At 73.4% G+C, this 26,971-nt stretch carries 18 protein-coding genes; 14 read left to right on the top strand and 4 right to left on the bottom strand.

Features of this window, described 5'->3' with window-relative positions; translation table 11 throughout:
* Window positions 1-110 precede the first annotated feature (110 nt).
* From ACQCO7_RS02070 to ACQCO7_RS02025, 10 genes are all read left to right on the top strand, one after another.
* Window positions 111-1,079 (top strand): zinc-binding dehydrogenase, encoded by a 969-nt coding sequence (locus ACQCO7_RS02070; RefSeq protein WP_464070139.1) that lies wholly within the window; start codon window positions 111-113, stop codon window positions 1,077-1,079.
* Window positions 1,080-1,121: 42 nt separating this feature from the next.
* Window positions 1,122-2,060: a 3-carboxyethylcatechol 2,3-dioxygenase gene (locus ACQCO7_RS02065; protein ID WP_464070138.1), complete on the top strand. Its 939-nt coding sequence runs from the start codon at window positions 1,122-1,124 to the stop codon at window positions 2,058-2,060.
* A gap of 5 nt (window positions 2,061-2,065) precedes the next feature.
* Window positions 2,066-2,845 (top strand): 2-keto-4-pentenoate hydratase, encoded by a 780-nt coding sequence (locus ACQCO7_RS02060; RefSeq protein ID WP_464070137.1) that lies wholly within the window; start codon window positions 2,066-2,068, stop codon window positions 2,843-2,845.
* Window positions 2,842-3,765, top strand: a complete 924-nt coding sequence (locus tag ACQCO7_RS02055; RefSeq protein ID WP_464070136.1) for an acetaldehyde dehydrogenase (acetylating) — start codon at window positions 2,842-2,844, stop codon at window positions 3,763-3,765. The genes ACQCO7_RS02060 and ACQCO7_RS02055 overlap by 4 nt, the downstream gene beginning before the upstream one ends.
* Window positions 3,762-4,769 (top strand): 4-hydroxy-2-oxovalerate aldolase, encoded by a 1,008-nt coding sequence (dmpG, locus tag ACQCO7_RS02050; RefSeq protein ID WP_464070135.1) that lies wholly within the window; start codon window positions 3,762-3,764, stop codon window positions 4,767-4,769. Before ACQCO7_RS02055 ends, dmpG begins: the two co-directional genes overlap by 4 nt.
* Before the next feature lie 388 nt (window positions 4,770-5,157).
* On the top strand, window positions 5,158-6,705 hold the full coding sequence (hutH, locus tag ACQCO7_RS02045; protein ID WP_464070134.1) for a histidine ammonia-lyase: 1,548 nt from the start codon (window positions 5,158-5,160) through the stop codon (window positions 6,703-6,705).
* Window positions 6,702-7,760, top strand: a complete 1,059-nt coding sequence (locus ACQCO7_RS02040; protein ID WP_464070133.1) for a pyridoxal phosphate-dependent aminotransferase — start codon at window positions 6,702-6,704, stop codon at window positions 7,758-7,760. The genes hutH and ACQCO7_RS02040 overlap by 4 nt, the downstream gene beginning before the upstream one ends.
* On the top strand, window positions 7,754-8,755 hold the full coding sequence (locus ACQCO7_RS02035; RefSeq protein ID WP_464070132.1) for a class I SAM-dependent methyltransferase: 1,002 nt from the start codon (window positions 7,754-7,756) through the stop codon (window positions 8,753-8,755). The genes ACQCO7_RS02040 and ACQCO7_RS02035 overlap by 7 nt, the downstream gene beginning before the upstream one ends.
* Window positions 8,756-8,889: 134 nt before the next feature.
* Window positions 8,890-15,915, top strand: a complete 7,026-nt coding sequence (locus ACQCO7_RS02030) for an SDR family NAD(P)-dependent oxidoreductase (protein WP_464070131.1) — start codon at window positions 8,890-8,892, stop codon at window positions 15,913-15,915.
* Between the two features lie 132 nt (window positions 15,916-16,047).
* Complete coding sequence (locus ACQCO7_RS02025; protein WP_464070130.1) at window positions 16,048-16,848, top strand: SDR family oxidoreductase; 801 nt, start codon at window positions 16,048-16,050, stop codon at window positions 16,846-16,848.
* Between the two features lie 74 nt (window positions 16,849-16,922).
* Here ACQCO7_RS02025 and ACQCO7_RS02020 read toward each other — a convergent pair whose 3' ends face one another.
* A complete protein-coding gene (locus tag ACQCO7_RS02020; protein ID WP_464070129.1) occupies window positions 16,923-17,981 on the bottom strand; it encodes a LacI family DNA-binding transcriptional regulator in 1,059 nt (352 codons plus the stop codon).
* 170 nt (window positions 17,982-18,151) lie between these two features.
* Here ACQCO7_RS02020 and ACQCO7_RS02015 point away from each other — a divergent pair, with 170 nt between their 5' ends.
* Window positions 18,152-19,792 carry an extracellular solute-binding protein gene (locus ACQCO7_RS02015; RefSeq protein ID WP_464070128.1) on the top strand — a complete coding sequence of 547 codons (1,641 nt, stop codon included), beginning with the start codon at window positions 18,152-18,154 and terminating at the stop codon, window positions 19,790-19,792.
* 40 nt (window positions 19,793-19,832) lie between these two features.
* A complete protein-coding gene (locus ACQCO7_RS02010) occupies window positions 19,833-22,910 on the top strand; it encodes a family 78 glycoside hydrolase catalytic domain (RefSeq protein WP_464070127.1) in 3,078 nt (1,025 codons plus the stop codon).
* A gap of 88 nt (window positions 22,911-22,998) precedes the next feature.
* Here the strand turns inward: ACQCO7_RS02010 and ACQCO7_RS02005 are convergent, their stop codons facing one another.
* Both ACQCO7_RS02005 and ACQCO7_RS02000 read right to left on the bottom strand, forming a co-directional pair.
* Window positions 22,999-23,649 (bottom strand): response regulator, encoded by a 651-nt coding sequence (locus ACQCO7_RS02005; RefSeq protein ID WP_464070126.1) that lies wholly within the window; start codon window positions 23,647-23,649, stop codon window positions 22,999-23,001.
* A complete protein-coding gene (locus ACQCO7_RS02000) occupies window positions 23,646-24,758 on the bottom strand; it encodes a sensor histidine kinase (protein ID WP_464070125.1) in 1,113 nt (370 codons plus the stop codon). Before ACQCO7_RS02000 ends, ACQCO7_RS02005 begins: the two co-directional genes overlap by 4 nt.
* Before the next feature lie 109 nt (window positions 24,759-24,867).
* Between ACQCO7_RS02000 and ACQCO7_RS01995 the strand changes: the two genes are divergently transcribed.
* Together ACQCO7_RS01995 and ACQCO7_RS01990 are read left to right on the top strand one after the other, a co-directional pair.
* Window positions 24,868-25,515 carry a class I SAM-dependent methyltransferase gene (locus ACQCO7_RS01995; RefSeq protein ID WP_464070124.1) on the top strand — a complete coding sequence of 216 codons (648 nt, stop codon included), beginning with the start codon at window positions 24,868-24,870 and terminating at the stop codon, window positions 25,513-25,515.
* Window positions 25,512-26,081: a DedA family protein gene (locus ACQCO7_RS01990; RefSeq protein ID WP_464070123.1), complete on the top strand. Its 570-nt coding sequence runs from the start codon at window positions 25,512-25,514 to the stop codon at window positions 26,079-26,081. Before ACQCO7_RS01995 ends, ACQCO7_RS01990 begins: the two co-directional genes overlap by 4 nt.
* Here the strand turns inward: ACQCO7_RS01990 and ACQCO7_RS01985 are convergent.
* A complete protein-coding gene (locus tag ACQCO7_RS01985; protein ID WP_464070122.1) occupies window positions 25,987-26,904 on the bottom strand; it encodes an EamA family transporter in 918 nt (305 codons plus the stop codon). The genes ACQCO7_RS01990 and ACQCO7_RS01985 overlap by 95 nt on opposite strands.
* Between the last annotated feature and the right edge of the window lie 67 nt (window positions 26,905-26,971).

The following is a 26,971-nucleotide window of genomic DNA, read 5'->3' as shown; positions in this document are numbered from 1 at the left end:
CGACCACTGTAGACACGCCGCGCCACCAGGCAGACGGTGAGAGCGACTCGTGTGCTGCCCAGCGGAACACCGGCTGGGGCCGACCGCCCGGTACGGTCCACGGTGAGTACGTGCTAGCTGCAACCGCCATCTCCCAGAGCGCCACCGACCCGCTGTCGGGCCTGGTCCTGCGCGACGCCCCCGTGCCCGAGCCCGCGCCCGGCTGGTCCCGGGTCCGCGTCGTGGCCTCCTCGCTCAACATGCACGACCTGTGGACCCTGCGCGGCGTGGGCCACCCGCCCGAGCGGCTCCCGATCATCCTCGGCTGCGACGCCGCCGGGTACGACGAGGACGGCAACGAGGTCATCGTCCACCCGGTGCTCGGCGACCCGGACGCGGGGCGCGGCGACGAGACCCTCGACCCGGACCGGGCCCTGCTGTCCGAGTGGCACGACGGGGCCTTCGCCGAGTACCTGACCGTCCCGACCCGCAACCTCGTGCCGAAACCGGCCTGGCTCTCCTTCGACGAGGCCGCCTGCCTGCCCGTCGCCTGGACCACCGCCTACCGCATGCTGTTCACGCAGGCCCGCATCACCGCGGGCGACCGGGTCCTCGTGCAGGGCGCGGGCGGCGGGGTCGCCTCCGCCGCGATCCGGCTCGCCGTCGCCGCCGGGGCCGTCGTGTACGCCACGAGCCGCAGCGAGGCCAAACGCGCCGAGGCCCTCGCCTGGGGCGCCCGCGCGGCCCTCGGCACCGGCGAACGGCTCCCGGAACGCGTCGACGTCGTCATCGAGACTGTCGGCGAGGCCACCTGGTCGCACTCCCTCAAGGCCCTGCGGCCCGGCGGGACCGTCGTCATCGCGGGCGCCACGAGCGGTACGAATCCCCCCGCCGACCTCGGCCGGATCTTCTACCTCCAGCAGCGAATCCTCGGCTCCACCGGCGCCACGCGCTCCGAACTCGTCGCGATGCTGCGGATGATGGAGGCGACGGGGACCCGGCCGGTCATCGACCGCGCGCTGCCGCTCTCGGACATCCACAAGGGCTTCCAGCTCATGATCGACGGCGAACTCACCGGCAAGCTCGTCATCCACCCCTGAGGCATCCCCCTGAGGCATCCACCGTCAAGAGGAACCACTGTCATGACCGCTGCCGCCGTGGGGTTGTCCCACTCGCCGCTCATCGGGAAGAACGACCCGTCCCCCGACGTCCTCGTCCGCGTCGAGACGGCCGTGGAGGAAGCGCGGCGCTTCGTCCGGGACTTCGCCCCCGACCTCGTCGTGCTCTACGCACCCGACCACTACAACGGCTTCTTCTACAAGGAGATGCCCCCCTTCTGCCTGGCCACCGAGGCCCACGCGGTGGGCGACTTCGGCACCCGGGCGGGCCCCCTGTCGGTCGACACGGCCGCGGCGAAGGCCCTCGCCCAGGGCGTCCTGGACCGGGGCATCGACCTCACCGTCTCCGCCCGCATGACCGTCGACCACGGTTTCGCCCAGCCCCTCGAAGTCCTCTTCGACGGCATCGACCGCGTCCCCGTCGTCCCCGTCTTCGTGAACGGCGTCGCCACCCCCCTCGGCCCGGTCAGCCGTATCCGCGCCCTGGGCACGGCGATCGGCGAGGCGGCGGCCGGCCTCGGCCGGCGGGTCCTGTTCCTCGCGTCCGGCGGCCTCTCCCACGACCCGCCGGTCCCCGTCCTCGACGGCGCCCCGCCCCGCGTCGCGGACGCCCTCATCGAGGGCCGCCCCCCGACGCCGCAGCAGCGCGAGCGCGGCGAGCAACGCGTCGTCCAGGCGGGCCGGGACTACGCGGCCGGGTCGTCGGCGATGATGCCGATCAACCCGGAGTGGGACAACCGGCTCCTCGACCTCCTGGAGAAGGGGGAGCTGAGCGCGTTCGACGCCTGGACGGTGGCCGGGATGGCTGCCGAGGGCGGGGGCTCCGCGCACGAGGTACGGACCTGGATCGCGGCGTTCGCCTCGCTCGCCGCGACCGGGGGCTACGACATGACGTCCCGTTTCTACGAGCCGGTCCCCGAGTGGATCGCCGGGTTCGCCGTCGCGACGGCGCAAGGAAGGTGAGCGGTGTGACCGCGGTCCAGGAAGCTGCGCAACGGCTGGCGCGGGCCGCTGCCGAGGCCCGCCCGGTGGCTCCCGTGCGGGACCTCATCGGCACGGGTGACCTCGGCGCCGCGTACGCCGTGCAGCAGGAGCTGACCCGGCGGCGGCTCGCCGAGGGTGCGGTGGTCGTCGGGCGCAAGATCGGGCTGACCTCGCCCGCCGTCCAGGCCCAACTGGGGGTGGACCAGCCCGACTTCGGTGTCCTCTTCGCCGACATGGACGTGTCGGGGCAGGCCGAGGTGCCCTCGGAGCGGCTCCTCCAGCCCAAGGCGGAGGCGGAGATCGCGTTCGTCCTCAAGGCGGACGTCACCGACGCCACGCGGGTCCGCGACGCCGTCTCCTACGCGGTGGCCGCGCTGGAGATCGTCGACAGCCGGATCGCCGACTGGGACATCTCCCTCGCGGACACGGTCGCCGACAACGCGTCCAGCGGACTGTACGTGCTGGCCGAACGCCGGCTCACGCTCGACGAGTTCGAGCCCCGGGACGCGCCGATGCGGCTGTACGCCGACGGCGTCCTCGTCTCCGAGGGGTCGGGCGCCGCGTGTCTGGGCGACCCGCTGAACGCGCTGGCGTGGCTGGCGCGTACGGCGCTGGACCTCGGGGAGCCGCTGCGGGCCGGGCAGGTCGTGCTGTCGGGGGCGCTCGGACCGATGGTGCCGGCGCCGCCGGGGACCCGGATCCGCGCGGAGGTGGGGGAGCTGGGCGAGGTGTCGGCGGTGTTCTCGGAGAAGAGGGACGTATGACCAAGGTCGCCATCATCGGCTCGGGCAACATCGGCACCGACCTGATGATCAAGATCCTGCGCCTGTCGGACACGCTGGAGGTCGCCGCGCTGGTCGGCATCGACCCGGAGTCCGACGGCCTCGCCCGCGCGGCGCGGCTGAAGGTGCCGACGACGCACGAGGGCGTGGACGGACTGATCGCGATGCCGGGGTTCGACGAGATCGAGATCGTGTTCGACGCGACATCGGCGAAGGCGCACCTCGCCAACGCACAGAAGCTCGCGCCGTACGGCAAGAAGCTCATCGACCTGACGCCCGCCGCCATCGGCCCGTTCGTGGTGCCCCCGGTCAACCTGGAGGACCAACTCGACGCGGCCGACCTCAACATGGTGACCTGCGGCGGACAGGCCACCATCCCGATGGTCGCCGCCGTGGCCGCCGTGACCCCGGTCCACTACGGCGAGATCGTCGCGTCCATCGCGTCGAGGTCCGCCGGGCCCGGGACCCGCGCCAACATCGACGAGTTCACCGAGACGACCTCGCGCGCGATCGAGACGGTCGGCGGAGCCGCGCGCGGCAAGGCGGTCATCGTCCTCAACCCCGCCGAGCCGCCCATGATCATGCGGGACACGGTGCTGTGCCTGACCGGCGACGCCGACCACGACGCGATCCGGGCGTCCGTGAAGGAGATGGCCGAGCGGGTCGCGCAGTACGTGCCCGGATACCGGCTCAAACAGGAGGTGCAGTTCACGCCGGTCGCGCCCGACGAACCCGTCCACACCCTCCTCCCCGAGGACGCCGGGCCGGTCACCACACGCGTCTCGGTGTTCCTCGAAGTCGAGGGCGCCGCCCACTACCTGCCCGCGTACGCCGGGAACCTGGACATCATGACGTCGGCCGCCCTGCGCGTCGCCGAGACGATAGCGAAGGCCGGCCGATGAGCACCGAGCTGTACATCCAGGACGTCACCCTGCGGGACGGCATGCACGCCATCCGCCACCGCATCGACCCCGCCGACGTGGCCCGCATCGCGGGCGCCCTCGACGCGGCCGGGGTCGACGCGATCGAGGTCGCCCACGGGGACGGGCTCGCGGGCGGCTCCCTCACCTACGGGCCCGGCAGCCACACCGACTGGGAGTGGATCGAGGCCGCCGCCGACGCGATCGACAACGCTGTCCTCACCACGCTCCTGCTCCCCGGCATCGGCACCATCGCCGAACTCGAACACGCCCACGCCCTCGGGGTGCGCTCGGTGCGCGTCGCCACGCACTGCACCGAGGCCGACATCGCCGCCCAGCACATCGCGAAGGCCCGCGACCTCGGCATGGACGTCTCCGGGTTCCTGATGATGAGCCACATGGCCCCGCCCCGACAACTGGCCCAGCAGGCCAAGCTGATGGAGTCCTACGGCGCCCACTGCGTGTACGTCACCGACTCCGGCGGCCGGCTCACCCTGGACGGCGTCCGCGACCGGGTCCGCGCCTACCGCGACGTCCTCGACCCCGGCACCCAGCTCGGCATCCACGCCCACGAGAACCTCTCCCTCTCCGTCGCCAACAGCGTCGTCGCCGTCGAGGAGGGCGTGACCCGGGTCGACGCCTCCCTCGCCGGACAGGGCGCGGGCGCCGGGAACTGCCCCGTCGAGGCGTTCGTGGCGGTCGCCAACTTGCAGGACTGGAAGCACGGCTGCGACCTGTTCGCCCTCCAGGACGCCGCCGACGACCTCGTACGGCCCCTGCGTGACCGCCCGGTCCAGGTCGACCGCGAGACCCTCACCCTCGGCTACGCGGGCGCGTACTCGTCCTTCCTGCGGCACGCGGAGAACGCCGCCGGACGCTACGGGGTCGACGCGCGGACCCTGCTCCTGGAGGTCGGCCGGCGGGGCCTGGTCGGCGGCCAGGAGGACATGATCGTGGACATCGCCCTGGACCTGTCCCAGGGCTGAACAACCACCCGTACATGCCCACGCTCCGCCACCGCCGTGCCACAGTGCGGCACGACCGCGTGACCGCCAAATGTTCAAGGTCTTTGCTGGGAGCAGCCCGGTAACGAGTTCTCCGACCAAAGGCGGCGGGAGATCTGATGCGGAACATGACGTCCGACGCGCACGCCACGCCGTCGGCCCCCGCCCCGGACGAGAAGCCGTAGCCCGGCTCCAGCACCTGGCCCGCCCGCCCCCGCGCGGCGCGGCAGGGCCCACCACCGCCGACACGCGGCCGTCCCGCGTCCCCCCCATCGGCGGTGTCCCCCCACATCCCCGGTTCGACAGGAAGGAACGCCGTGAACGGACACCCTGAGTGGGCCTCACCCCGACCGGAGCGGGCGGTGACCCGATGAGGACCGTGACCGTCGGGACCGGCCCGGTCTCCTTCGCGGACGTCGTCGCCGTGGCCCGCGAGGGCGCGAGCGTCCGCCTCGGCGACGACGCCCTGTCGGCCCTGGAGAAGGGCCGCGCCCGGGTCGAGGAGATCATCGCCGGACCGGACGCGGTGTACGGCGTCTCCACCGGCTTCGGCGGCCTCGCCACCGAGCGCATCCCGCCCGCCCAACGCGCCCAGCTCCAGAAGTCGCTGGTCCGCTCGCACGCGGCGGGCACCGGCCCCGAGGTCGAGCGCGAGATCGTCCGCGGCACGATGCTGCTGCGCCTGTCCACCCTCGCCACCGGCTACACCGGCATCCGCCCCGGCACCGCCGAACTCCTCGCCGCCGTCCTGTCGGCCGGCATCACCCCGGTGATCCGCGAGTACGGCTCCCTCGGCTGCTCCGGCGACCTCGCCCCGCTCGCCCAGTGCGCACTGGCCCTGATGGGCGAGGGCGAGGTCCGCGACGCCTCCGGCACCCTCATGCCGGCCGCCGACGCACTCGCCGCCGCCGGACTCACCCCGGTCGACCTGCGCGAGAAGGAGGGCGTGTCCCTCCTCAACGGCGTCGAGGGGATGCTCGGCCACCTCGTCCTCGCCCTCACCGACCTGAACCGCCTGCTGAAGACGATGGACATCGCCGCCGCCATGTCCGTCGAGGCACTCCTCGGCACCGACCGGGCCTTCGCCCCCGAACTGCTGTCCCTGCGCCCCCACCCGGGCCAGTCCCTCGCGGGCGCCAACATCGTCGCCCTCCTCGACGGCTCCGGCGTCCTCGCCTCCCACCGGGACCCCGGCTCCGGCTGCACCCGCGTCCAGGACGCCTACTCCCTGCGCTGCACCCCGCAGGTCCACGGCGCGGTCCGCGACACCGTCGAGCACGCCAGGGCCGTCGCGGGCCGGGAACTCGCCGCCGCCGTCGACAGCCCGGCCGTCCTCGACGACGGGCGGGTCAGCTCCAACGGCAACTTCCACGGCGCGCCCGTCGGTTACGTCCTCGACTTCCTCGCCATCGCGATCGCGGACGCCGCCTCGATCAGCGAACGCCGTACGGACCGGTTCCTGGACGTCGCCCGCAGCAGCGGACTGCCCGGCTTCCTCGCCGACGACCCCGGCGTCGACAGCGGCTACATGATCGCCCAGTACACGCAGGCCGCGATCGTCTCCGAGCTGAAGCGGCTCGCGGTGCCCGCGTCCGTCGACTCCATCCCGACCAGCGCGATGGTCGAGGACCACGTCTCCATGGGCTGGGGCGCCGCCCGCAAGCTGCGCCGCGCCGTCGACGGCCTCACCCGGGTCGTCGCCGTGGAGATCCTCACCGCCGCCCGCGCCCTGGACCTGCGCGCCCCGCTGAAGCCGTCCCCCGCGACGGGGGCCGTCGTCACGCTGCTCAGGGACCGCGGCGTACCCGGCCCCGGCCCGGACCGCTATCTGGCGCCGGAGATCGAGGACGCCGTCGCCCTGGTCGCCTCCGGCGCCGTCGTCCACGCCGCCGAGTCCGTCGCGGGAGCGCTGGCGTGAGCCCGCAGACCCGGGCCCCCGCCGCCCACACCACGACGGCCGCCCCGCTCCTGCTGCACCGCAGCGAGAACCCGTGGGGCGCGAGCCCCCGGGCCGTGGAGGCGGCCCGCGCCGAACTCCTGCGCGTCAACCGCTACCCCGACCCCAGCCACACCGCGCTCATCGACGCCCTCGCCACGCACCACCGCGTCACCACGGACCGGATCGTCGTCGGCAACGGCCTCGACGAGGTCGTCCTCATGCTGGCCCTCGCCCTGCGCGACACCGGGCGCGCCGTCGTCACCGAGGCCACCTTCCAGGGCTACCCCAAGTCCCTGGAGGCGGTCGGCCTCACGGTCACCACCACGCCCCTCGACCGCTACCGCGTCGACCCGGCCGCCCTGATCGCGGAGATGAAGAAGGCCCCGGCCCTCGTCTTCGTCTGCAACCCGCACAACCCCACCGGCTCCGTCCTGGACGCGGGAGCCGTGCACGACCTGTGCGACGCCGCCCGCGCCACCGGCTCGCACGTGATCTTCGACGAGGCGTACGCCGAGTTCGCCGACGACTCCTTCACCTCCGCCCTGCCCTGGGCCCGCGAACAGGGCAACGTCAGCGTCCTGCGGACCTTCTCCAAGGCGTACGGCCTGGCCTCCCTGCGCGTCGGCGCCCTCCTCGGCGACCCCGGGGTCGTCGCCCGCACCGCCGCCGTCCAGGACGCCATGCCCTTCCACGTCAACCGGCTCGCCCAGGCCGCCGCCCGCGCCGCCCTCGCCGACCAGGCGTTCCTGGAGCAGACCAGGACCCGTACGGCCACCGCCCGCATGACCCTGTGCGCCTGCCTGGACCGCCTCGGCGTCGCCCACCTGCCCTCGCAGACCAACTTCGTCACCCTCCACCTGCCGGGCACCGCCCCCGAGGTGACCCGGCAGCTCCTCGCCGACGACACCTTCGTCCGCGACACCACCGACCTCGGCATGCCCGGCTGGATCCGCGTCTCCGTCGGCACCCCCGCCGAGGTCCTCACCTTCGTCCGCCGCCTCGAAGCCGCCCTCACCCAGGAGACCCCGTGCTGAGCACCGACACCGCCGCGCCCCTGTCCATGCGCCAGGCGTTCAACGGCACCGTTCTCGCCTCCGCCGTCACCGCCGCCGCCGAACTCGGCCTCCTCGACGTCCTCGACGAGCACCGCATCTGCGCCCTCGACGCCTTCGCCCGCGAGCACGACCTGAGCCTGCGCGCGCTGCGGCTCATCGTGGACGCCCTGGAGGGCGCCGACGCGGTCGCCACCGTCGGCGACGGCACCACCCTCGTCCCCGGCCCCCGCTTCACCGAACTCTGGGAGAACAAGGGCTACTTCGTGTGGCTCGTCAAGGGATACGCCCCGATCCTCGCCCAGGCCGACGACCTCGCCCGCACCGGACGCGGCAAGAACGCCATGCGGCTGCGCGACGGCGCCGCCATCGCCCGCGCCGGCCGCGACTACGGCCACTTCCACGTCGACCCCGTCTTCGAGCGCGTCACCGCAGGACTCGACTTCACCTGCGCCGCCGACCTCGGCTGCGGCAGCGGACGCCGGATCATCCAGCTCGCCCAGCGCCACCCCGGCAAGCGGTTCGTCGGCATCGACATCGACGCGGGCGCGATCGAGGTCGCCACCAAGGCCGTCGCCGACGCCGGACTCTCCGACCGCGTCGAGATCGTCCACGGCGACATCTCCCGGCTGGAGAAGGGCCGCCACCCCGGCGTCGACCTCGTCTTCTCCTTCTTCCTCGGCCACGATCTGTGGCCCCTGGAGGACTGCGTCGCCTCGCTCGGCCGGCTGCGCGAGGCGTTCCCCGACGTACGGCGCCTGCTGCTCAGCGACACCTACCGCTCCGGCCTCAGCAACGACCCCGCCGCACCCGTCTTCGCCCTCGGCTTCGAGTACACCCACGCCCTGATGGACCAGTACATCCCGGACACCGGCGAGTGGGAGGACGCCTTCGCCCGCTCCCCGTGGCACCTCGACGACCGCACCGAGCTGGACATCCCCCACAGCTGCATCTTCCACCTGACGCCGAGGTCCTGAGCCCGGGGCCCCACGATGGACACGGCCCGGCCGCCGTCGAAACGGCCGGGCCCGGTCGGCCCGACGATGACATCGTGGTGGCCGAAACAGCGAGGGGAACCCACACCATGACCGCACCGCGAGAAGAGACACAGATGCCCGCGACACCCAGCGACCTGGTCCGACCGCTGCCCGAACTGCTGCGCGGACACGCCGAGTCGCGCGGCACGAAGGTCGCGTTCTCCGACACCCGTACGTCGCTCACCTTCGCGGACCTCGACCTGCGCACGGCACGCCTCGGCGGCCACCTCGCCGCGCTCGGCCTGCCCAGGGGCTCCCGGGTCGCGATCCTCCTCGGCAACCGCGTGGAGATCGTGGAGAGCTACCTCGGCGTCAACCGGGCGGGCTGCGTCGGCGTCCCCGTCAACCCGCACTCCTCCGACGCCGAACTCATCCACGTCCTCACCGACAGCGACGCCCTCGCCGTCATCACCGACACCGCCCACGCCGGCCAGGTCCGCACGGCCCTGCCGCCGGGCGAGCGGCACGTGATCGTCGTCGACGAGTCGTACGAGGACCTCGTCACCCGCGACCCCGCCACCCCGCCCCGCGACGACCTCGGCCTCGACGAACCCGCGTTCCTGCTCTACACCTCCGGTACCACCGGCCTCCCCAAGGGCGTCCTGTCGACGCTGCGCGCCGTCCTGTGGAACGTCACCACCTGCTACACGCCGATCATCGAACTGTCCCCGGACGACACGATGCTGTGGCCGCTGCCCCTGTTCCACTCCCTCGGCCACAACCTGTGCGTGATGGCCGTGACCGCCGTCGGCGCCTCCGCGCACCTGGTGCCCGGCTTCTCCGCCGCCGAGGTCCTCGACGAACTGCGCGCCCGCCCCTACAGCTTCCTCGTCGGCGTGCCCACCATGTACCACAACCTCGTCCACGCGGCCGGCACCGAAGGGCTCCGACTCCCCGCGCTGCGCGTCTGCTTCGTCGCCGGCGCGGTCACCACCCCGCAGCTCGCCGCGTCGTTCGAGGCCGCCTTCGGCGTCCGGCTCACCGACAACTACGGCTGCACCGAGACCAGCGGCCCGATGGCCACCATGCGGCCGGGCGGCGAACCACGCCCCGGCTCCTGCGGGCTGCCGCTGCCCGGACTCGACCTGCGCGTCGTCGACCCCGGGACCGGCGCCGACGTGCCGACCGGCGCCGAGGGCGAGATCTGGGTCAAGTCCCCCAACGTCATGCTGGGTTACCACAACCGGCCCGACGCGACCGCCGAGGCACTCAAGGGCGGCTGGTACCACACCGGCGACCTCGCCCGCCGCGACGACGACGGCTACCTCTACATCACCGGCCGCCGCAACAACGTCATCATCCGGGGCGGCGAGAACGTCCACCCCACCGAGATCGAGGCCGTCCTCCACAAGGTCCCCGGCGTCCGCGAGGCCGCCGCCATCGGCGTCCCCGACGAGGAGTTCGGGCAGGTCCCGGCCGCGCTGGTGGTGCCGGGGCCCGACGGCGTGGACTGCGCCGACCTGTTCGCCCGCTGCCGCCGCGAACTCGCCTACTTCAAGGTGCCGGTGGAGGTGCGGGCGGTACGCGAACTGCCCAAGACCGCCACCGGGAAGGTGATCCGCAGACTGCTGCCCGACCTGCCGGGCCGCCTCCTCGGCGTCTCCGGGGTCCACGAAGGGCTCCAACTCGTCGGTTCAGGCGGCGAGTTGACGTCCCTTCCGGGCACCGAACCGCTGCCGTCCCTCGCCGGCCGCGAGGTCGCCGTGACCGGCGGACGGCTCGCCGACCTCATCGCCGGGCACCTGGTCGAGGGGCACGGAGCCCGGCGCGTCACCGGCGAACAGTACGACCTGGCGGTCACCGTCACCGGCACCACCGTCACCGTCGCCGGGGCGACCCTGGTCCTCGCGGACGGGCTCACCGACCGCCGCGTCCTCGACGCCCTCGACGTCGCCCTCGGGCACCCCGGCGCCACCCTCGTCACCGCCGCCCGGTCCACCGCCCCCGAACGGCTCCCCGAAAAAGCGGACCTGACCGGCACCTCCCTCGTCGACGTCATCACCCGCGAGGTCACCCACGTCCTGGGCGACCCCGTCGGCATCGAACCCGACCGCGCCCTGCGCGAGTACGGCCTCACCTCCGCCGACGCCGTCCGCCTGCGCGACCGCGTCGCCGCCGCCGTCGGCCTGCGCCTGCCCACCACCCTCGTCTTCGACCACCCCTCGGTACGGGCCATCGCCGCGTACGTACGCGGCGAACTCACCGGCTCCACCGAGACCCCGGCCCCGACCGCCGTGCACGCGGCGGCCGACGACGACCCCGTCGTCCTCGTCGGGCTCGCCTGCCGCTACCCCGGCGGCGTCACCACCCCCGACGAGCTGTGGCGGCTCGTCGCCGACGAGGCCGACGCGATCTCCGGCTTCCCCGACGACCGGGGCTGGGACCTGGAGCGGCTCTTCGCCACGTCCACCACCCGGCGCGGCGGATTCCTGCACGACGCGGCCGAGTTCGACGCCGAGTTCTTCGGGATCTCCCCGCGCGAGGCCCTCGCCACCGACCCGCAGCACCGGCTGCTGCTGGAGACCGCCTGGGAGGCCCTGGAGCGCGCCGGGGTCGATCCGACGGCACTGCGCGGCGAACGGGTCGGCGTGTACGCCGGGCTGATGCTCCACGACTACATCAGCGACATGGAACGGGTGCCCCAGGAGCTGGAGGGCTACCTCGCCACCGGGGTGCAGGGCGGGGTCGCCTCCGGGCGGATCGCCTACACGCTGGGGCTGCGCGGACCCGCCCTCACCGTCGACACCGCCTGCTCGTCCTCGCTGGTCGCGATGCACCTCGCCGCCCAGGCGATCCGGCGCGGCGAGTGCGACCTCGCGCTCGCCGGCGGGGTCGCCGTGATGGGAACGCCCCAGGGCTTCCTGGAGTTCAGCAAGCAGGGCGCGCTGGCCGAGGACGGGCGGTGCAAGCCGTTCGCCGCCGGGGCCGACGGCACCGGATGGGCCGAGGGCGCCGGGATGGCCGTACTGGAGCGGCTCTCCAGCGCGCGCCGGGCCGGGCATCGGGTGCTCGCCGTGATCCGGGGCTCCGCCGTCAACCAGGACGGCGCCTCCAACGGGCTCACCGCGCCCAGCGGCACCGCCCAGCGCGAGGTGATCCGGCTGGCTCTCCAGGACGCCGGGCTCGGGCCGGACGACGTCGACGCCGTCGAGGCGCACGGCACCGGGACACGCCTCGGGGACCCCATCGAGGCGGGGGCGCTGCTCGCGACGTACGGGCAGGGGCGCAGCGCGCCGCTGTGGCTGGGCTCGCTGAAGTCCAACGTCGGGCACACGCAGGCCGCCGCCGGGGTCGGCGGGGTCATCAAGGTCGTCCAGGCGATGCGGCACCGGACCCTGCCGAAGACGCTGCACGTGGACGCGCCGACACCGCATGTCGACTGGGCGGCGGGGGACGTGCGGCTGCTGACCGAGAGCATGCCGTGGCCGGAGCGGGGGCGGCCCGCGCGGGCCGCCGTGTCGTCGTTCGGGATCAGCGGGACCAACGCGCACATGATCCTGGAGGAGCCGCCGAAGGAACCCGCGCCGCCGGCCGTCCCGGAACCGGAGGTCGTCGCCCTCACCCTGTCCGGGAAGTCCCCCGAACGCCTCCGGGACTGGGCCGCCCGGCTCCTGCCGGTCGTCGAGACCGCGTCGCCGGGGGACCTCGCGCACGCCCTCGCCGGGCGCAGCCGGTTCCCCCACCGGGCCGTCGTCGTCGGAGGTGAACTCGCGGCCGGGGTGCGGGCGTTGGCCGACGGGAAGTCCGCCGCGAACGTTGTCGGAGGGACGGCCGACGTGGACGGGAAGATCGTGTTCGTGTTCCCCGGGCACGGCTCCCAGTGGGTCGGGATGGCCGCCGGGCTCATGGGCGAGTCCGTGTTCGCGGAGTCGATCCTCGCGTGCGAGCGGGCCCTTGCGCCGCACGTCGACTGGTCGCTCACCGAGGTGCTCGCCGACCCCGAGCGGCTGGACCGGGTGGACATCGTCCAGCCCGCGCTGTTCGCGGTGACGGTGTCGCTCGCGGCGCTGTGGCGGGCCCACGGGGTCGAGCCCGATGCCGTACTCGGGCACTCCGTGGGGGAGGTGGCCGCCGCGTACGTCGCCGGGGCGCTCGGCCTGGAGGAGGCCGCGCGGGTCGTCGCCGTGCGGGGACAGGTCATCGCCGGGCTCGGCGGCGGCACCGGGATGGTCGCCGTGCCGGCGCCGCGCGAGCAGGTGGACTGGCTGGTGGAGCGGTGGCCGGACCAGTTGTGGGTGGCCGGGCTCAACGGGCCGTCCGCGACCGCCGTCGCCGGGGACGAGATCGCGCTCAAGGGGCTGCTCGCCGAGTGCGCGCTCGACGGGGTGCGGGCGCGGCGCGTGCGCATCGGGTACGCCTCGCACTCGCCCCGGATGGAGGCTCTGCGGGAAGAGCTGCTGGACCGGCTGGGACCGGTGCGGGCGGGTACGCCTTCGGTGCCGATGTACTCCACGGTCGACCTGGAGTGGGTCGGCTCCGGCGCCCTGGACGCCGAGTACTGGTACCGCAACCTCCGTGAACCCGTACGGTTCCAGCCTGCCGTCGAGCGCCTTGCCGAGGACGGGTTCCGGGTCTTCGTCGAGTCCAGCGGGCATCCTGTGCTGGCCTCCGCCGTCGAAGAGACGCTGGACGGCATGGGCGTGAACGCCGTGGTCACCGGGACCCTGCGGCGCGACGACGGCGGCCCCGCGCGGTTCCTGTCCTCCGCCGCGCAGCTGTACGTCCGTGGCGTGGACGGGGTGCGGCTCACACCCCCCGCCGGGCGGGCGGTCGCGCTGCCGTTGCCGACCACTCCGTTCCGGCGGCGGCGGTTCTGGCTGACGACCGGCGGGGCGGCGCGTACGGGGAGCGGGCATCCGCTGCTCGGGGCGGTCGTCGAGTCCGCGCGCAGCGGGGAGTCGGTGGCGACCAGCCGGATCTCGCCGGTCGATCTGCCCTGGCTGGCCGATCACGCGCTGAACGGGACGTGCCTGCTGCCGGGGACCGCTCTGCTGGACCTCGCGCTGCGGGCCGGGGGCGGTGGCGTCGACGAGCTGATCATCGAGGCGCCGCTGGTGCTGTCGCGGCAGGGAGTGACCGAGCTTCAGGTCGTCGTGGACGGCGAGCGGCGCACGGTCGAGGTGTTCTCACGGCCGGACCAGGCTGGTGCCCGGTGGCGACGACATGCGCAAGGGACCCTGTGCCCAGGGGGAGTTGAGCCTTCGGTGGTTGCCGATCCGGTGCCGTCCGATGCGGTGAAGGTCGACGTGGACTACTCGTCGCTCGCCGCGCTGGGGTACGAGTACGGGCCCGCCTTCCGTGGCGTACGGCGCATGTGGCGGCGGGGTGAGGAACTCTTCGCGGAACTCCGGTTGCCGGAAGAGTCGCCCGGTGGGCTCGGCGGGGTCGGGCTGCATCCCGTCCTCGGCGACGCGGCTCTGCACGCACTCGCGTTCACCGCGGACCCGGCCGAAGGCGAGGTGCGGTTGCCGTTCGTCTGGCGTGACGTGTGGGCGGGGGAGCGGCAGGAGACCGAGGCGTACGTCCACCTGGTGCCGAGCGGGGCGTCGGACGTCGGCGTGAGCATCTTCACCGTCGAGGGGGAGCCGATGTTCCGGGGGACCCTCGGGATGCGGGCCGTCGCGCTGCGGGAGTTGACCGGGGCCGTGCCCACCGACTCCGTGTACCGGATGCGGTGGACCGAACTCGCCGGGTCCGTCGGGGAGCCGGGCGCGGAGCCGGTCGTCTTCACGCCGCCGGCCGGTGATGTGCGCAAGGCCGTGCTGGACACGCTGGCCCGGCTTCAGCAGTGGCTGGAGGGGGAGCGGGACGCTCCGCTCGCCGTCGTGACCCAGAGCGGCGATCTCGCCCACGCGGCGGCTCGGGGGCTGGTGCGGTCGGCCCAGTCGGAGCATCCGGGGCGGTTCGTGGTGGTGGAGACGGACGGGGACGCCCGGTCCTCGGCGCGGATCGGGGACGCGGCGGGCGCCGGGGAGCCGCATGTGCGGGTCAGCGCGGGGCGGTTGCAGCGGCCGGAGCTGGCCCGGGTCGCGCCGGCACGGGGGGAGCGGCCTCCGCTGGCGTCGGGGACCGTCCTCATCACCGGGGGGACCGGGACGCTCGGGTCGTTGCTCGCGCGGCACCTGGTGAGCGAGTACGGGGTGCGGAGTCTGCTGCTGACCAGCCGCAGCGGGGGAGGGGAGGCTCTCGCCGAGGAACTGCGCGGCTCGGGCGCGTCGGTCGTCGTGGCCGCGTGCGACGCCGCCGACCGGGAGGCGCTCGCCGGTGCACTGAGCCTCGTACCCGCCTCGCACCCCCTCGTCGGCGTCGTCCACGCGGCCGGGGTCCTCGCGGACGGGGTCGTCACCGGGATGACCGCCGACCAGGTCGAAGAGGTGCTGCGGCCCAAGGTCGACGGCGTCCTCAACCTCCACGAGCTGACCCGGGACGCCGACCTCGCCGCGTTCGTCCTGTTCTCCTCGGTCGCCGGGGTCCTCGGCAGCCCGGGCCAGGGCAACTACGCCGCCGCCAACGCGTTCCTGGACGCCTTCGCGGAACACCGCAGGGCCGAGGGGCTGCCGGTCCAGTCCCAGGCGTGGAGCTTCTGGGAGGAGATCTCCGGCATGACGTCGGTGGTCCGCGACCGGGACTTCCCGGACGGCACGCTGCCCCTGCCGACGCCGTTCGCGCTGGCCCTGTTCGACGAGGCGCTGCGCCAGGACGAGGCGGCGCTGACCCTGGCGAAGTTCGACCTCGCGAAGCTGCGTACGCGGGGGGCGCCGGGGCTGCTGCGAGGGCTGGCGCCCGCGACGTCGGTCACCGTACCGACGGTCGCCCTCCGGGACCTGGCCCCGGCCGAGCGCGCGGCACGGTTGCTGACCGAAGTCCGCGCGCTCGCGGCGGAGTTGCTGGGCCACGCGGACGTGGAGGCGATCTCCCTGGACCGCAGCCTGCACGAGTTCGGCCTCGACTCCCTGACAGCGGTGGAGCTGAGGAACAGGCTGAGTACCCTGACGGGCCTGCGCCTCCCGGCGACGCTGGTGTTCGACCACTCGGCGCTGAGGGGGCTGGCGGAACACCTGAACGGCGAGCTGACGGCTGCGCTGGAGGCCGAGGCGTAGAGCGGCGGGCTGGGGCGAGCGGGCCGACCCGCCCGCCCCAGCCCTCGTCCCCGCAGGCCACCCCATCCACCCCCACCAGATCCGCTCATGGTCGGATTATCGGAAACGTACATGCTCGTGCTGGAGGTTCTGATGTCGCAAAGTCCCGACCTGACCGGTCTACGGGTCCTCGTCACCGGCGCGGCCGGCGGCCTGGGGCGGGCCGTCGCCGAGGCCGTGCACACGGCCGGCGGTGACCTTGTGCTCACCACGCGGACCCCGCAGTCGCAGGGCGGTGCCGCGGCGGGCCTCGACCAAGGGCCCCGCGTGGTCACCGCCGTCGCCGATGTCACCAACGACGCCGAGCTGGCCGCGGCGGTGAAGCTCGCCACCGACCGGCTGGGCGGCATCGACGTGCTGGTCAACAACGCCGGTGTCCCCGGGCCCGCGGGCCCCGTCTGGGAGAGCGACCCGGCGCAGTGGCAGCGCGCGATGGACGTCAACCTCGGCGGCACGCTCGCGGCCTGCCGCGCCGTCATCCCCGGCATGATCGAGCGCGGCCGGGGCCGGGTCGTCACGATCTCCAGCCACGCCGGGCACACCCGATGGCCGTACGTCAGCGCGTACTCGGTGTCGAAGGCGGCGGTCAACAAGCTCACCGAGAACCTGGCGATCGAACTCCTCCCGCACGACATCGCCGCGTTCAGCTACCACCCCGGCCTCCTGGACATCGGCATCGGAGCCGCCCCCACGCAGGAGGCGGAGAACCCCTGGCAACGCCGGGTCGACTCGTGGCTCACGGCACAGCGCAGGGCGGGCCGCTACGCCGCCCTCCCCGACGCGCTCGGCAACCTCCTGCGCCTGATCGGCGGCGAGGCGGACGCGCTGACGGGCCGCTACCTGACGTACGAGGACGACCTCGCGGCCCTGGTCGCGGCGACGGGCCCCGCGTGACCGGCGTCTAGGGGGCACCCTGAATCAGGCCGGGCGTGACGTTCGCCGAGCGCCTCCGGCGTCGGAGGAAAGCGCTAGGACCCGGCCGAGGGAACCCCCGTACTGCCCCGCACCACCAGCGTCGGCGACAGCTTCACCTGCGCCGGAGCCTTCCCCCGGTCCTCGATCCGCTCCAGCAGCAGCCGCGCCGCGTTGTCCCCGATCTCCCGTCCGGCCTGGTCCACGCTGGTCAGGGAGATGGGGGCGAGGGACGCGAACGCCGTGTTGTCGTACCCGGCGAGCGAGATGTCGCCGGGGGTGGTGAGACCGGCCTCGGCCAGGGCCTCCAGGACGCCCATCGCGACGATGTCCGCGCCCGCGAAGATCGCCGTGGGGCGTCCGGACCGGGCCAGCAGCTGCCGGGCCCCCTCGTACCCGCCCCGGTGCGTGTAGCTCGTCGACACCACGTCGTCCGCCAGCCCCCGTTCCCGCATCGCCCGCCGGTACCCGTCCGCCCGCTGCGAGTTGGGCATCTCCGCGAGCCGCGTCGGGTCCGTGTCGTGGTGCTCGATGTGGGCGATGCGGCGGTGCCCGAGCCCCACGAGATGCTCGACGACGAGCCCGGCGCCCGCGACGTCGTCGTCCACGACGGTGTCGTACGCGGCGGAATGCCCGTGCCGCCCGACGACGACCGTCGGCACGGCGGACGCGAGCCGTTCGAGGTGGGCCCGCGAGGAGACGGGCGCGATGAGGACCAGCCCGTCCATGCCCCGGTCGACCATCGCCTCCATGACCCGTCCCTCCGCCTTCTCCCCGTTGCAGCCCGGACCGAGGAAGACCTGGTAGTCGGTGTCCGCGAGGCGCCCGGTGATCCCGTCGAGGATCTCGGGGAAGAAGGGGTTGCGGATGTCGGGCAGCATGACCCCGATCGTGTACGTCCGCCCCCGCAGCCCCCGCGCGGCGGCGAGCGGACGGTAGCCCAACTCCTCGATGGCGAGCCGCACTTTGGCCCGCATCTCGGGGCTCGCGCCGTACGCGTTGCGCAGCACCTTGGACACCGCGGTCGTCGACACCTGGGCGTGCCGCGCGACGTCGACGATCGTGACGCGGCGCGGCGGCGTGGGCGGCGGGGTGGGCGGCGTGGGCGGGGCCATCCCGGGGTCCTCCGGTCGGAGTGGGAAACGTTGCCCGACAGTGTACTGCGCAGTGTCTTGACGTCCCTCACCTCGGTCCTTAGGGTCTGGCAACACCCCTTGGGAAACGTTACCCACTCCACCACCCGCACCGAGCCGCTCGTTGAAACGTTCCATGGAAGAGGTGGGCCGTGACCACCCGCCCCAGAACCACCCCGCCCTGGTGGTTCGTCCTCCCCGCCCTGCTCCTGTTCGCCTTCGTCGTGCTGGTCCCCGGCGCCCGGGGCGTCTACTACGCCTTCACCGACTGGGACGGCCTCGACCCGGGCTTCTCCTTCGTCGGCCTCGGAAACTTCGCGGACATGCTCGACGACCCCGACGCGCTCGCCGCCGTCCGCCACACCCTCCTGATCGCCGTCTCCGTCACCGTTGTCCAGAACGGCCTCGGCCTGCTGCTCGCCCTCGGCGTCAACTCGGCGATCAAGTCCCGCAACCTCCTGCGGGTCCTGCTGTTCGCACCGGCGGTCATCACCCCGATCGTCACCGCCTACCTGTGGCGCAACCTCCTCGGCCCCGACGGCGCGGTCAACAGCGCGCTCGGCGGGGGCCAGGACTGGCTCGGCGCCCCCGACCTCGCCCTGTGGTCCGTCGTCGGCGTCGTCGCCTGGCAGTTCGCGGGCTACTCGATGGTCATCTTCCTCGCCGGACTCCAGTCCGTACCGAAGGAGATCCACGAGGCCGCGCAGCTCGACGGCGCGGGCCCCGTACGGCGGTTCTGGTCCGTCACCCGGCCGCTGCTCGCCCCCGCCCTCACCGTCAACCTGATGCTCTCGGTCATCGGCGGCATCAAACTCTTCGACCAGGTCCACGCCCTGACCGGCGGCGGACCCGGCCACGCCACCGACACCCTCTCGACGCTGATCTACCAGGACGCCTTCACCCTCGGCGAGTTCGGCTACAGCATCGCCCTCGCCGTCGTCCTCACGGTCACCGCGCTCGTCCTCAACACGGTCGCGGTCTGGAACGACTTCTTCACCCCCCTGTTGCACCTCAGCGGCAGCTCCCGGCAGACCATGCCGGTCGCGATCGCCGGGTTCGTCGGCCAGTACGCCACCGACTGGAACCTCGTCTTCGCGGCCCTGGTGATCAGCGTCCTGCCGGTCCTCGCCGTCCACTTCGTCCTCCAGCGCGGCATCTACAACCAACAGGCCCTGGACAAGGCCGGATCGACCCCGCCCGACACCTGGACCGGCCTCCTCGCCTTCTGTCGCGCCGCCCAGGCCAAGGGCACCCCCGCCTTCGCGCTCGGCCTCCAGGACAACTGGGTCACCCAACTCGTCCAGTACGCCCTCGCCGCCACCGGAAAGACGTTGGGCCTCGTCCAGGGCAACTGGGTGATCGCCCTCCTCAAGGGCAAGAACCCGCGGGGCGCCTTCACCTTCACGGCGCTCCCCGCCACCGACGACCCGAAGCAGACCCTCGTCCCCGCCGCCGCAGGGGCCGGATACGGCGTGAACGCCAAGACGAAACACGAGCGACTCGCCCTCAAGTTCGTCGACTTCGTCATGTCCCCCGAGGGCATGAACCTCTTCACCGCCAGACAAGGCAGCCTCCCCGCCCTCCCCGGCACCGGCAGTAAAGCCGACCCCGCGCTCGCCGGACTCTCCACGTTCATCGGCGCCGGCCGCACCGTCCCCTTCATGGACCAGCTCTGGCCCGACGCCAAGGTCCAGCAGACGATGCTCAGCGGCCTCCAGGAGATCTTCAGCGGCCGGTCCACCCCCGCCAAGCTCCTCAAGGAGATGGACGACGACTACCGGGCAGCCCGCTGACCACCCCACCCCTCCCCACCCGCAACGAAAGGAAAACGGTGTGAACCACGGACCCGACCAGGGCCTCCCTCGCCGGACCGTCCTCGCCGCCACCGCAGGAGCGGTCGCCGTCGGCGCGATACCGGCGACACCCGCTGCGGCGGCCCCTCGCACCCGGGACGGCGAGGTGACCGGCCTCACCGTCGAACACCGCGTCGACCCCCTCGGCACCGACGCCACCGCCCCCCGCTTCGGCTGGCGCACCCGCTCCCGCGCCAGGGGCAGAGCCCAGGGCGCCTACCAGATCCTCGTCGCGACCTCCCCCGACCGCCTCACCGCGACCCGCGCCGACGTCTGGGACAGCGGACGCGTCCCCTCGGCCGACTCGGTCGCCGTCCGCTACGCGGGCCCCGCCCTGCGCTCCTCGACCCGCTACCACTGGACCGTCACCGTCTGGGACACCGAGGGCCACACCGTCGGCACCGCCCCCGTCGCCTTCTTCGAGACCGGCCTCCTGTCCACCGACGGCGTCACCGGCTGGGACGGCGCCCAGTGGATCGGCATGAAGGGCAAGACCCCCCACAGCGCGGGCGCCCCCCTCCTGCGCACCGAGGTCCCCCTCAGGGCGAAGGTCCGCGAGGCCCGCCTGTACGTCGCCGCCCTCGGCGTGTACGACGCCTACGTCAACGGCCGCCCCCTCACCGTCCTCCAGGACGGCACCCCCACCCGCGAACTCCTGCCCCCCGGCTGGACCAACTACGACGTCCGCGCCAGCTATCTCACCTACGACGTCACGCGACTCGTCGCCGGTGAGCGGACGGTGACCCTCGCCGCCGTCCTCGGCAACGGCTGGTACAACGGCCGCATCTCCGACGGCAGCACCTACTGGTCGAAAGACGGCAACCCCCTCGCCCTCAAGGCGAAACTCCTGGTCCGCTACACCGACGGCACCACCGGGTCCGTCGTCACCGGCCCCGGCTGGAAGGCCACCGACACCGGCCCCTGGCGCGCCGACGACATCTACGACGGCGAGACCTACGACGCCCGCCAGGAACTGCCGGGCTGGACCAGGTCCGGCTACCACGTGGACGGTTGGGGGGACGTCGAGCAGGTCCCGTACGAAACCCGGTACCCCGGCGCCCGGTTGCTCGCCTACCCCGCCGACTCGGCGCGTCTGATGCCCCGTTGGGACCGCCGCCCCCAGTCGGTCACCGTGTACACCGGGGTGACCGGCGAGGGCAAGGGCCGTATCGTCGTCGACCCCGCCCGCACGGTCACCGACCCCGCCCAGGCGGCCACCGCGCACGTCCGCCTCGGCGCCGGCGAGACGGCCGTGTACGACCTCGGCCAGAACATGGTCGGCGTCGCCCGCTACAGCCTGCGCGGACCGGCCGGTACCCGCGTCGAGTTCCGGTTCGCGGAGATGCTCAACGACGACAGCGCGGGCGCCGACGGCCCCGAGGGCTCCGTCTACCGCGCCAACCTCCGCAGCGCGAAAGCCACCAGCACGTACGTCCTCAAGGGCGACCGCGAGGGGGAGACCCACCAGGACTCGCTCACCTTCTACGGCTTCCGGTACGTGTCCGTCACCGCCTCCGACACGGTCACCCTCACCGGGCTCACCGGGAAGGTCGCCACCTCCGCGATCCGCGAGACCGGCACGGTCACCACCGACGACGCGGACACCAACCAGCTGATCAGCAACGTCCGTTGGGGACAGCGCGGCAACTACCTCTGGGTCCCCACCGACTGCCCCCAGCGCGACGAACGCCTCGGCTGGACCGGCGACACCCAGGTCTTCGCCACCACCGGCCTCTACAACGCCGACGCGGGCGCCTTCCTCACCCAGTTCCAGGACACCGTCGTCGACTCCGCCGCCCTCTACGGCGAGGACAAGCTCCAGTTCACCGGCGTCGCCCCCGGCGGGCGCTACAACTTCCCCGGCGGCGGCAGCGGTTGGTCCGACTGCGGGGTCGTCCTGCCCTGGACGGTCTGGCAGATGACCGGCGACGACACGATCGTCCGCGACAACTGGCCCGCCATGGTCCGCTACCTGGACTGGATCCGGCAGCGGACCGGCGACACCTACGCCGGACAGGGCTCCTTCACCGGCGACTGGCTCGCCCTCCAGAAGACCAGCGCCCAGCTCATGAGCGACGTCTACTACGGCTACGTCGCCCACCTCATGGCCCAGATGGCCCCCGCGATCGGCCGCGCCGCCGAAGGCCGCACGTACGCCGACCTGTTCGCCCGCATCCGGCAGGCGTTCATCACCAAGTACCTCGCGGGTGAGGGCAGTTCGGTCGTCGTCAGGTCCGGCCTCGGCCCGGCGTCCCCCATCGAACCCGGCGCCGACCCGAATCAGAAGACCGAGGACAACACCCAGACCGCCCTCCTGTGGGTGCTGAAACTCGGCTTCTACGAGACCGAGGCCCAACGCCGCACCCTCGTCGGCCACTTGGCGGACAACATCCGCAACGACGCCGCGTACAAGGCGGCCCACCCCGACAGCAGCCGCGTCCGCTACGCGGAGAACACCCTCTCCGTGGGCTTCCTCGGCGTGAACGTCCTCGCCCCCGTCCTCAGCGACGAAGGCCGCTCCGACCTCGCCTACGCCCTCCTCCACCAAGACGCCCTGCCCTCCTGGCTGTTCTCCGTCCGAGGCGGCGCCACCACCGTCTGGGAGCGCTGGAACTCCTACTCCCGCACCGACGGCTTCGGCCCCGTCTCCATGAACTCCTTCAACCACTACGCGTACGGGGCGATCGTGGAGTGGATGTACGCGTACATGGCCGGCATAGCCCGCGACCCGGCGCATCCCGGCTTCCGCCGCTTCACCCTCCACCCCCACCTCGACCCCACCGGCCGCATCACCCACGTAGCGGCCACCCACGACTCCCCGTACGGCGAGATCCACAGCGCATGGACGACGACGGGCGACACCCTCACGTACGAGGCGGCGGTACCCCCCAACACGGAAGCCACCCTCCACCTCCCCTCGACGTCCCCCGGCACCGTCCGGGAAGGCCGCACCCCCCTGTCCGAAGCCGACGGCGCCCGCTTCCTCACCCACGCCGACGGCACCTCCTCCTACCGCCTCACCTCAGGCCGCTACCGGGTGACCACCCGCCTGCGCTGACCCGAACCGGTCCGCCGGGAGGCCGTGTCCGGCGCTCACGGCCTCCCGGCGGACCCCACCCGCGTCGAACCGCTCGCGGCCACCGCCGTCAACCGCTCAGCCCCGCATCCCGCGCCACCAGCGCCGCCTGCACCCGGTTCGTCACCTCCAGCCCCGTGAGAATCCGGCTGACGTGCGCCTTCACCGTGCTCTCCCGCATGCTCAGCCGCCCGGCGATGTCCGCGTTGGTCTCCCCCTCGGCCAGCAGCGCGAGCACATCGCGCTCGCGGGGCGTGAGGCGTTCGACCAGGGACCGGGCGGCGGACGTACGGGGCCCGCCGCTCGCGTGGTACCGGTCGATCAGCCTCCGCGCCGCCGCGGGGTGCAGCATCGCCGACCCCGCCGCGACGAGATGCACCGCCCGCAGGATCTCCGCCGGGTCCGTGTCCTTGAGGAGGAACCCGTCCGCACCGGCGGCGAGCGCGTCGTAGACGTACTCGTCGAGGTCGAAGGTGGTCAGGATGATGACCCTCGGGGCGCGGGGGAGCGCGCGCAGGCGGGCCGTCGCGGTGATGCCGTCCATGCGCGGCATGCGCACGTCGACCAGGGCGACGTCGATGGTGTGGGCCGTGGCCAGGGAGACCGCCTGGAGGCCGTCGGCCGCCTGGGCGGTGACCGTGATGCCGGGGTCGCCGGTCAGGAGGTCGGTGAGACCGAGGCGGACCAGTGCGTCGTCGTCGACGATCATGGCGCGGATCATGGCTGTCCCGGGGTGGCGGAGGGGTGGGGGAGCCGCGCGGCGAGCCGCCAGACGCCCGCGCCCGCGGGCCCGGCGCTGAACTCGCCGCCGAGCGCGCCGACCCGCTCGCGCAGACCGACCAGCCCGTAACCGGAACCGTCCGCGTCGGTACGGGAGTCGCCGGGCGGATTGGTGACCTCGACGAGCGTGTCCGGCGGGTCGTAGGAGACGCGTACGGTGACGGGCGCCCCGTCGGCGTGCTTGCGGGCGTTGGTCAGCGCCTCCTGCACCAGCCGGTACACGGCCAGCCGGTGCGTGGTCGGCGCCAGCGAGGGCGTCCCGTCGGAGACGAGCACGACCTGCTGCCCGGCCCCCCGCGCCTCCTCGACCAGCTCCCGCACGTCCCGCACCGCGGGCCGCAGCGCGTGCGACTCGGTGTCGCGCAGCGCGCCCAGCACCTCGCGCAGATCGGTGAGCGCCTCCACGGAGGTCTCCCGCAGCAGCGCGAGGCGTTCGGTCACCGGCGCGGGCAGGCCGCCCTTCGTGGTGAGGACCCCGGTGTGCAGGGCGATGAGGCTGAGCCGGTGGGCGAGGACGTCGTGCATCTCGGCGGCGATCCGGGACCGTTCGGCCGCGCGGGCGGCGTCCTCACGGAGTTCCGCCGCCACCCGCAGATGCCCGAGGTCGGCGGTGAGGGCGTCGAGCAGCCGCCGCCGGTTGCCGAGCCACAGCCCGCCGACGACGGCGAGGCCGGGCAGCAGCACCACGGAGGCGTACGTCGAGATCGTCCACAGCGCGGTCTCCCGGTAACTGAGCAGGTTCCCGGCGAGCGCCACCACCGCGCACCCCAGCGCCGCCCGCCACCGCAGATCCACGGCCACCCCGAACAAGGCGATCACCAGCAGCGGCAGCAGCGGCAGCCCCCACCACGCCGTGGCCAGGGAGACGACGACCGGCGCGACGGGCCACCGCAGTCGGGGCACGAGCAGCACCGCCCCGCACACCAGCCCGGCCACGGTCATCGGGACCACGAACGCCCGGTCCGTGCCGATCGGCGACGTCACCGCGCATCCGGCCACCAGGACGACCCGTCCGATGGCGGTCCACCCGCGGCTTCCCGTCCCGCTCACGCCGCCCATCCTAGGCGCGCCCGCCCCACCGCACCCCCTACGAAAGTCGAGGGTGAGCGTCGCACAACGACCGATTCGAAGACCGCCGCCGATTCCTAGCGTCGATTCCATGAACGACCACGACCGCTGGGCCTTCCTCCGTGAAGCGGCCCGCGACCTGCGCACCACCGGAGCGATCGCCCCCAGCGGCAAGGCCCTCGCCCGCGCCCTGACCGAACCGGTCCGCGCCCAGGCCCCGAGCCCCCTGTCGGTCCTGGAGGTCGGCGCGGGCACCGGAGCCGTGACCCGGGTCCTGCTCCCCGGCCTCCCGCGCGGCAGCACCCTGGACATCGTCGAGGCGAACCCCCGCTTCGCCGCCCGCCTCCGCGACCTCGCCCCCCGGGCCACCGTCCACGAGCGGCGCGTCGAGGACCTGGCCACCGACACCCGCTACGACGTCGTCGTCTCCGGCCTCCCCCTGACCAACTTCCCGCCGGGGGACGTCGAGATGATCATGGCCCGCCTCCTCGAACTCCTGCACCCCGGCGGCACGTTGACGTACTTCGCCTACCTGGGCACCCGCAGGGCCCGCACCCTCACCGCCTCCCGCGCGGAGGCCCGCCGCCACGCGGAGGTGGACGAGGTGATGGCGGCCTACCAGCGCCGGTACGCGGTGGGCCGCTGGACGGTATGGGCGAACCTGCCCCCGGCGTACGCGTGGCACCTCAGAAGCCCGCACCTCAGAAGCCCGCTGGGCACGGACGGGGCGCTCCGGTGAACCTCGATATCGCCCCCTCCCTCGCCTACCCCCTGCTCGCCCTGGCCGTCCTCGCCGAATCGGTCCTGGTGATCGGCGCGTTCGTTCCCACCCTCACCCTGATGCTGACCGCCGGCGCCCTGTCGCGCACCGGCCACCTCAGCCTCCCCGTCGTCATCGCCGTCGCGGCCGGCGCGGTCGTCACCGGCGACTTCCTCGCCCACCGCACGGGCCGCTTCCTGGGTCCCCGTATGAGCGACGTCCCGCAGGCCGCCCGCCGCCGCGCCGAGTCCCTGATGACCCGCTTCGGCGGCAGGGCCGTACTCCTGTGCCGGTTCCTCCCGGTGATCCGTACGGTCACCCCGTACCTCGCGGGCGCGACCGGGCTCCCGTACCGCCGGATCGCCCCGTACAGCGCGGTCGCCGCGTGCGTGTGGGCGGGTGCCGAGGCCGGGGTCGGCTACGCGGCGGCGGAGTCCCTCGTGCGGCTGCTCACCCTCGGCGGGCCCGCGCTGGCCCTGGTGGTGCTGACCGGGCTGGGCGTGACGCTGGTGTGGCGGCGGCGCCGGACCGCGTCGTCATGCTGACGGCGTTGGCGCCCACGACGGCGCCGATGGCCGCCCACTCCGGCCACCCGAGCCGCTGCCCGAGCCCCACCCACCCCACGACGGCCGCGAGCAGCGGATTGACGCTCATGAACAGGCCGAACGCCTGCGCGGGCACCCGCCGCAGGGTGATCAGGTCGGCGAGATAGGGAACGGCGGAGGACAGCACCCCGGCGGCGACCGCGCACCCCAGCGCGCTCACGGTCGGCGGATGCCGCAGCGCGACGACCACCCCGACCGGCAGGAACAGCACGGCGGAGACCAGCGCGGCGGCGGCCGACCCCCGGGCACCGGGGACCCGTTCCCCGACGGCCCGGTTGAGCAGGATGTACGAGGCCCAGCAGCACGCGGCGAGCACCCCGAGCCCGATGCCGAGGTAGTCCGCCGACGGCCGGGGCCGCATCAGCGTCACCGCCCCCGCCGCCGCGATCACCGCGCACCCCGCGTCGATCCGCCGCCGCGCCCCCGCGAGGGCGATGGCGAGGGGGCCGAGGAACTCCAGCGTCACCGCGAGCCCGAGGCCGACGCGGTCGATGGCGGTGTAGAGGGAGAGGTTCATCGTCCCGAACACCACGGCGAGCGCGAGAACGGGCCGCCACTGGAACCAGGTCAGACTCCGCAGCCCGGGCCGCGCGACGGCACCGAGGACGGCCGCCGCGACGTACTGCCGGACCGCGACCACCCCCACCGGGCCGATGACGGGGAACGCGAGGGACCCGATCGCGGCACCGGTCTGATTCGACAGACCGCTCCCGGCCATCGTGGCGACCCCGGCGACGAAGGACCGATCTTTGGAGGCGGACATGACACAAGCCTCCGCCACCTGCCCGGATACGCACAATGCGTCCACCGTGAGGTCTATACGCTGCACG

The sequence above is a fragment of the Streptomyces saintjeani genome, from assembly GCF_055409605.1.
Note: the sequence above shows the minus strand (reverse complement) of the source record. Positions and strands in the feature narration are given on the sequence as shown.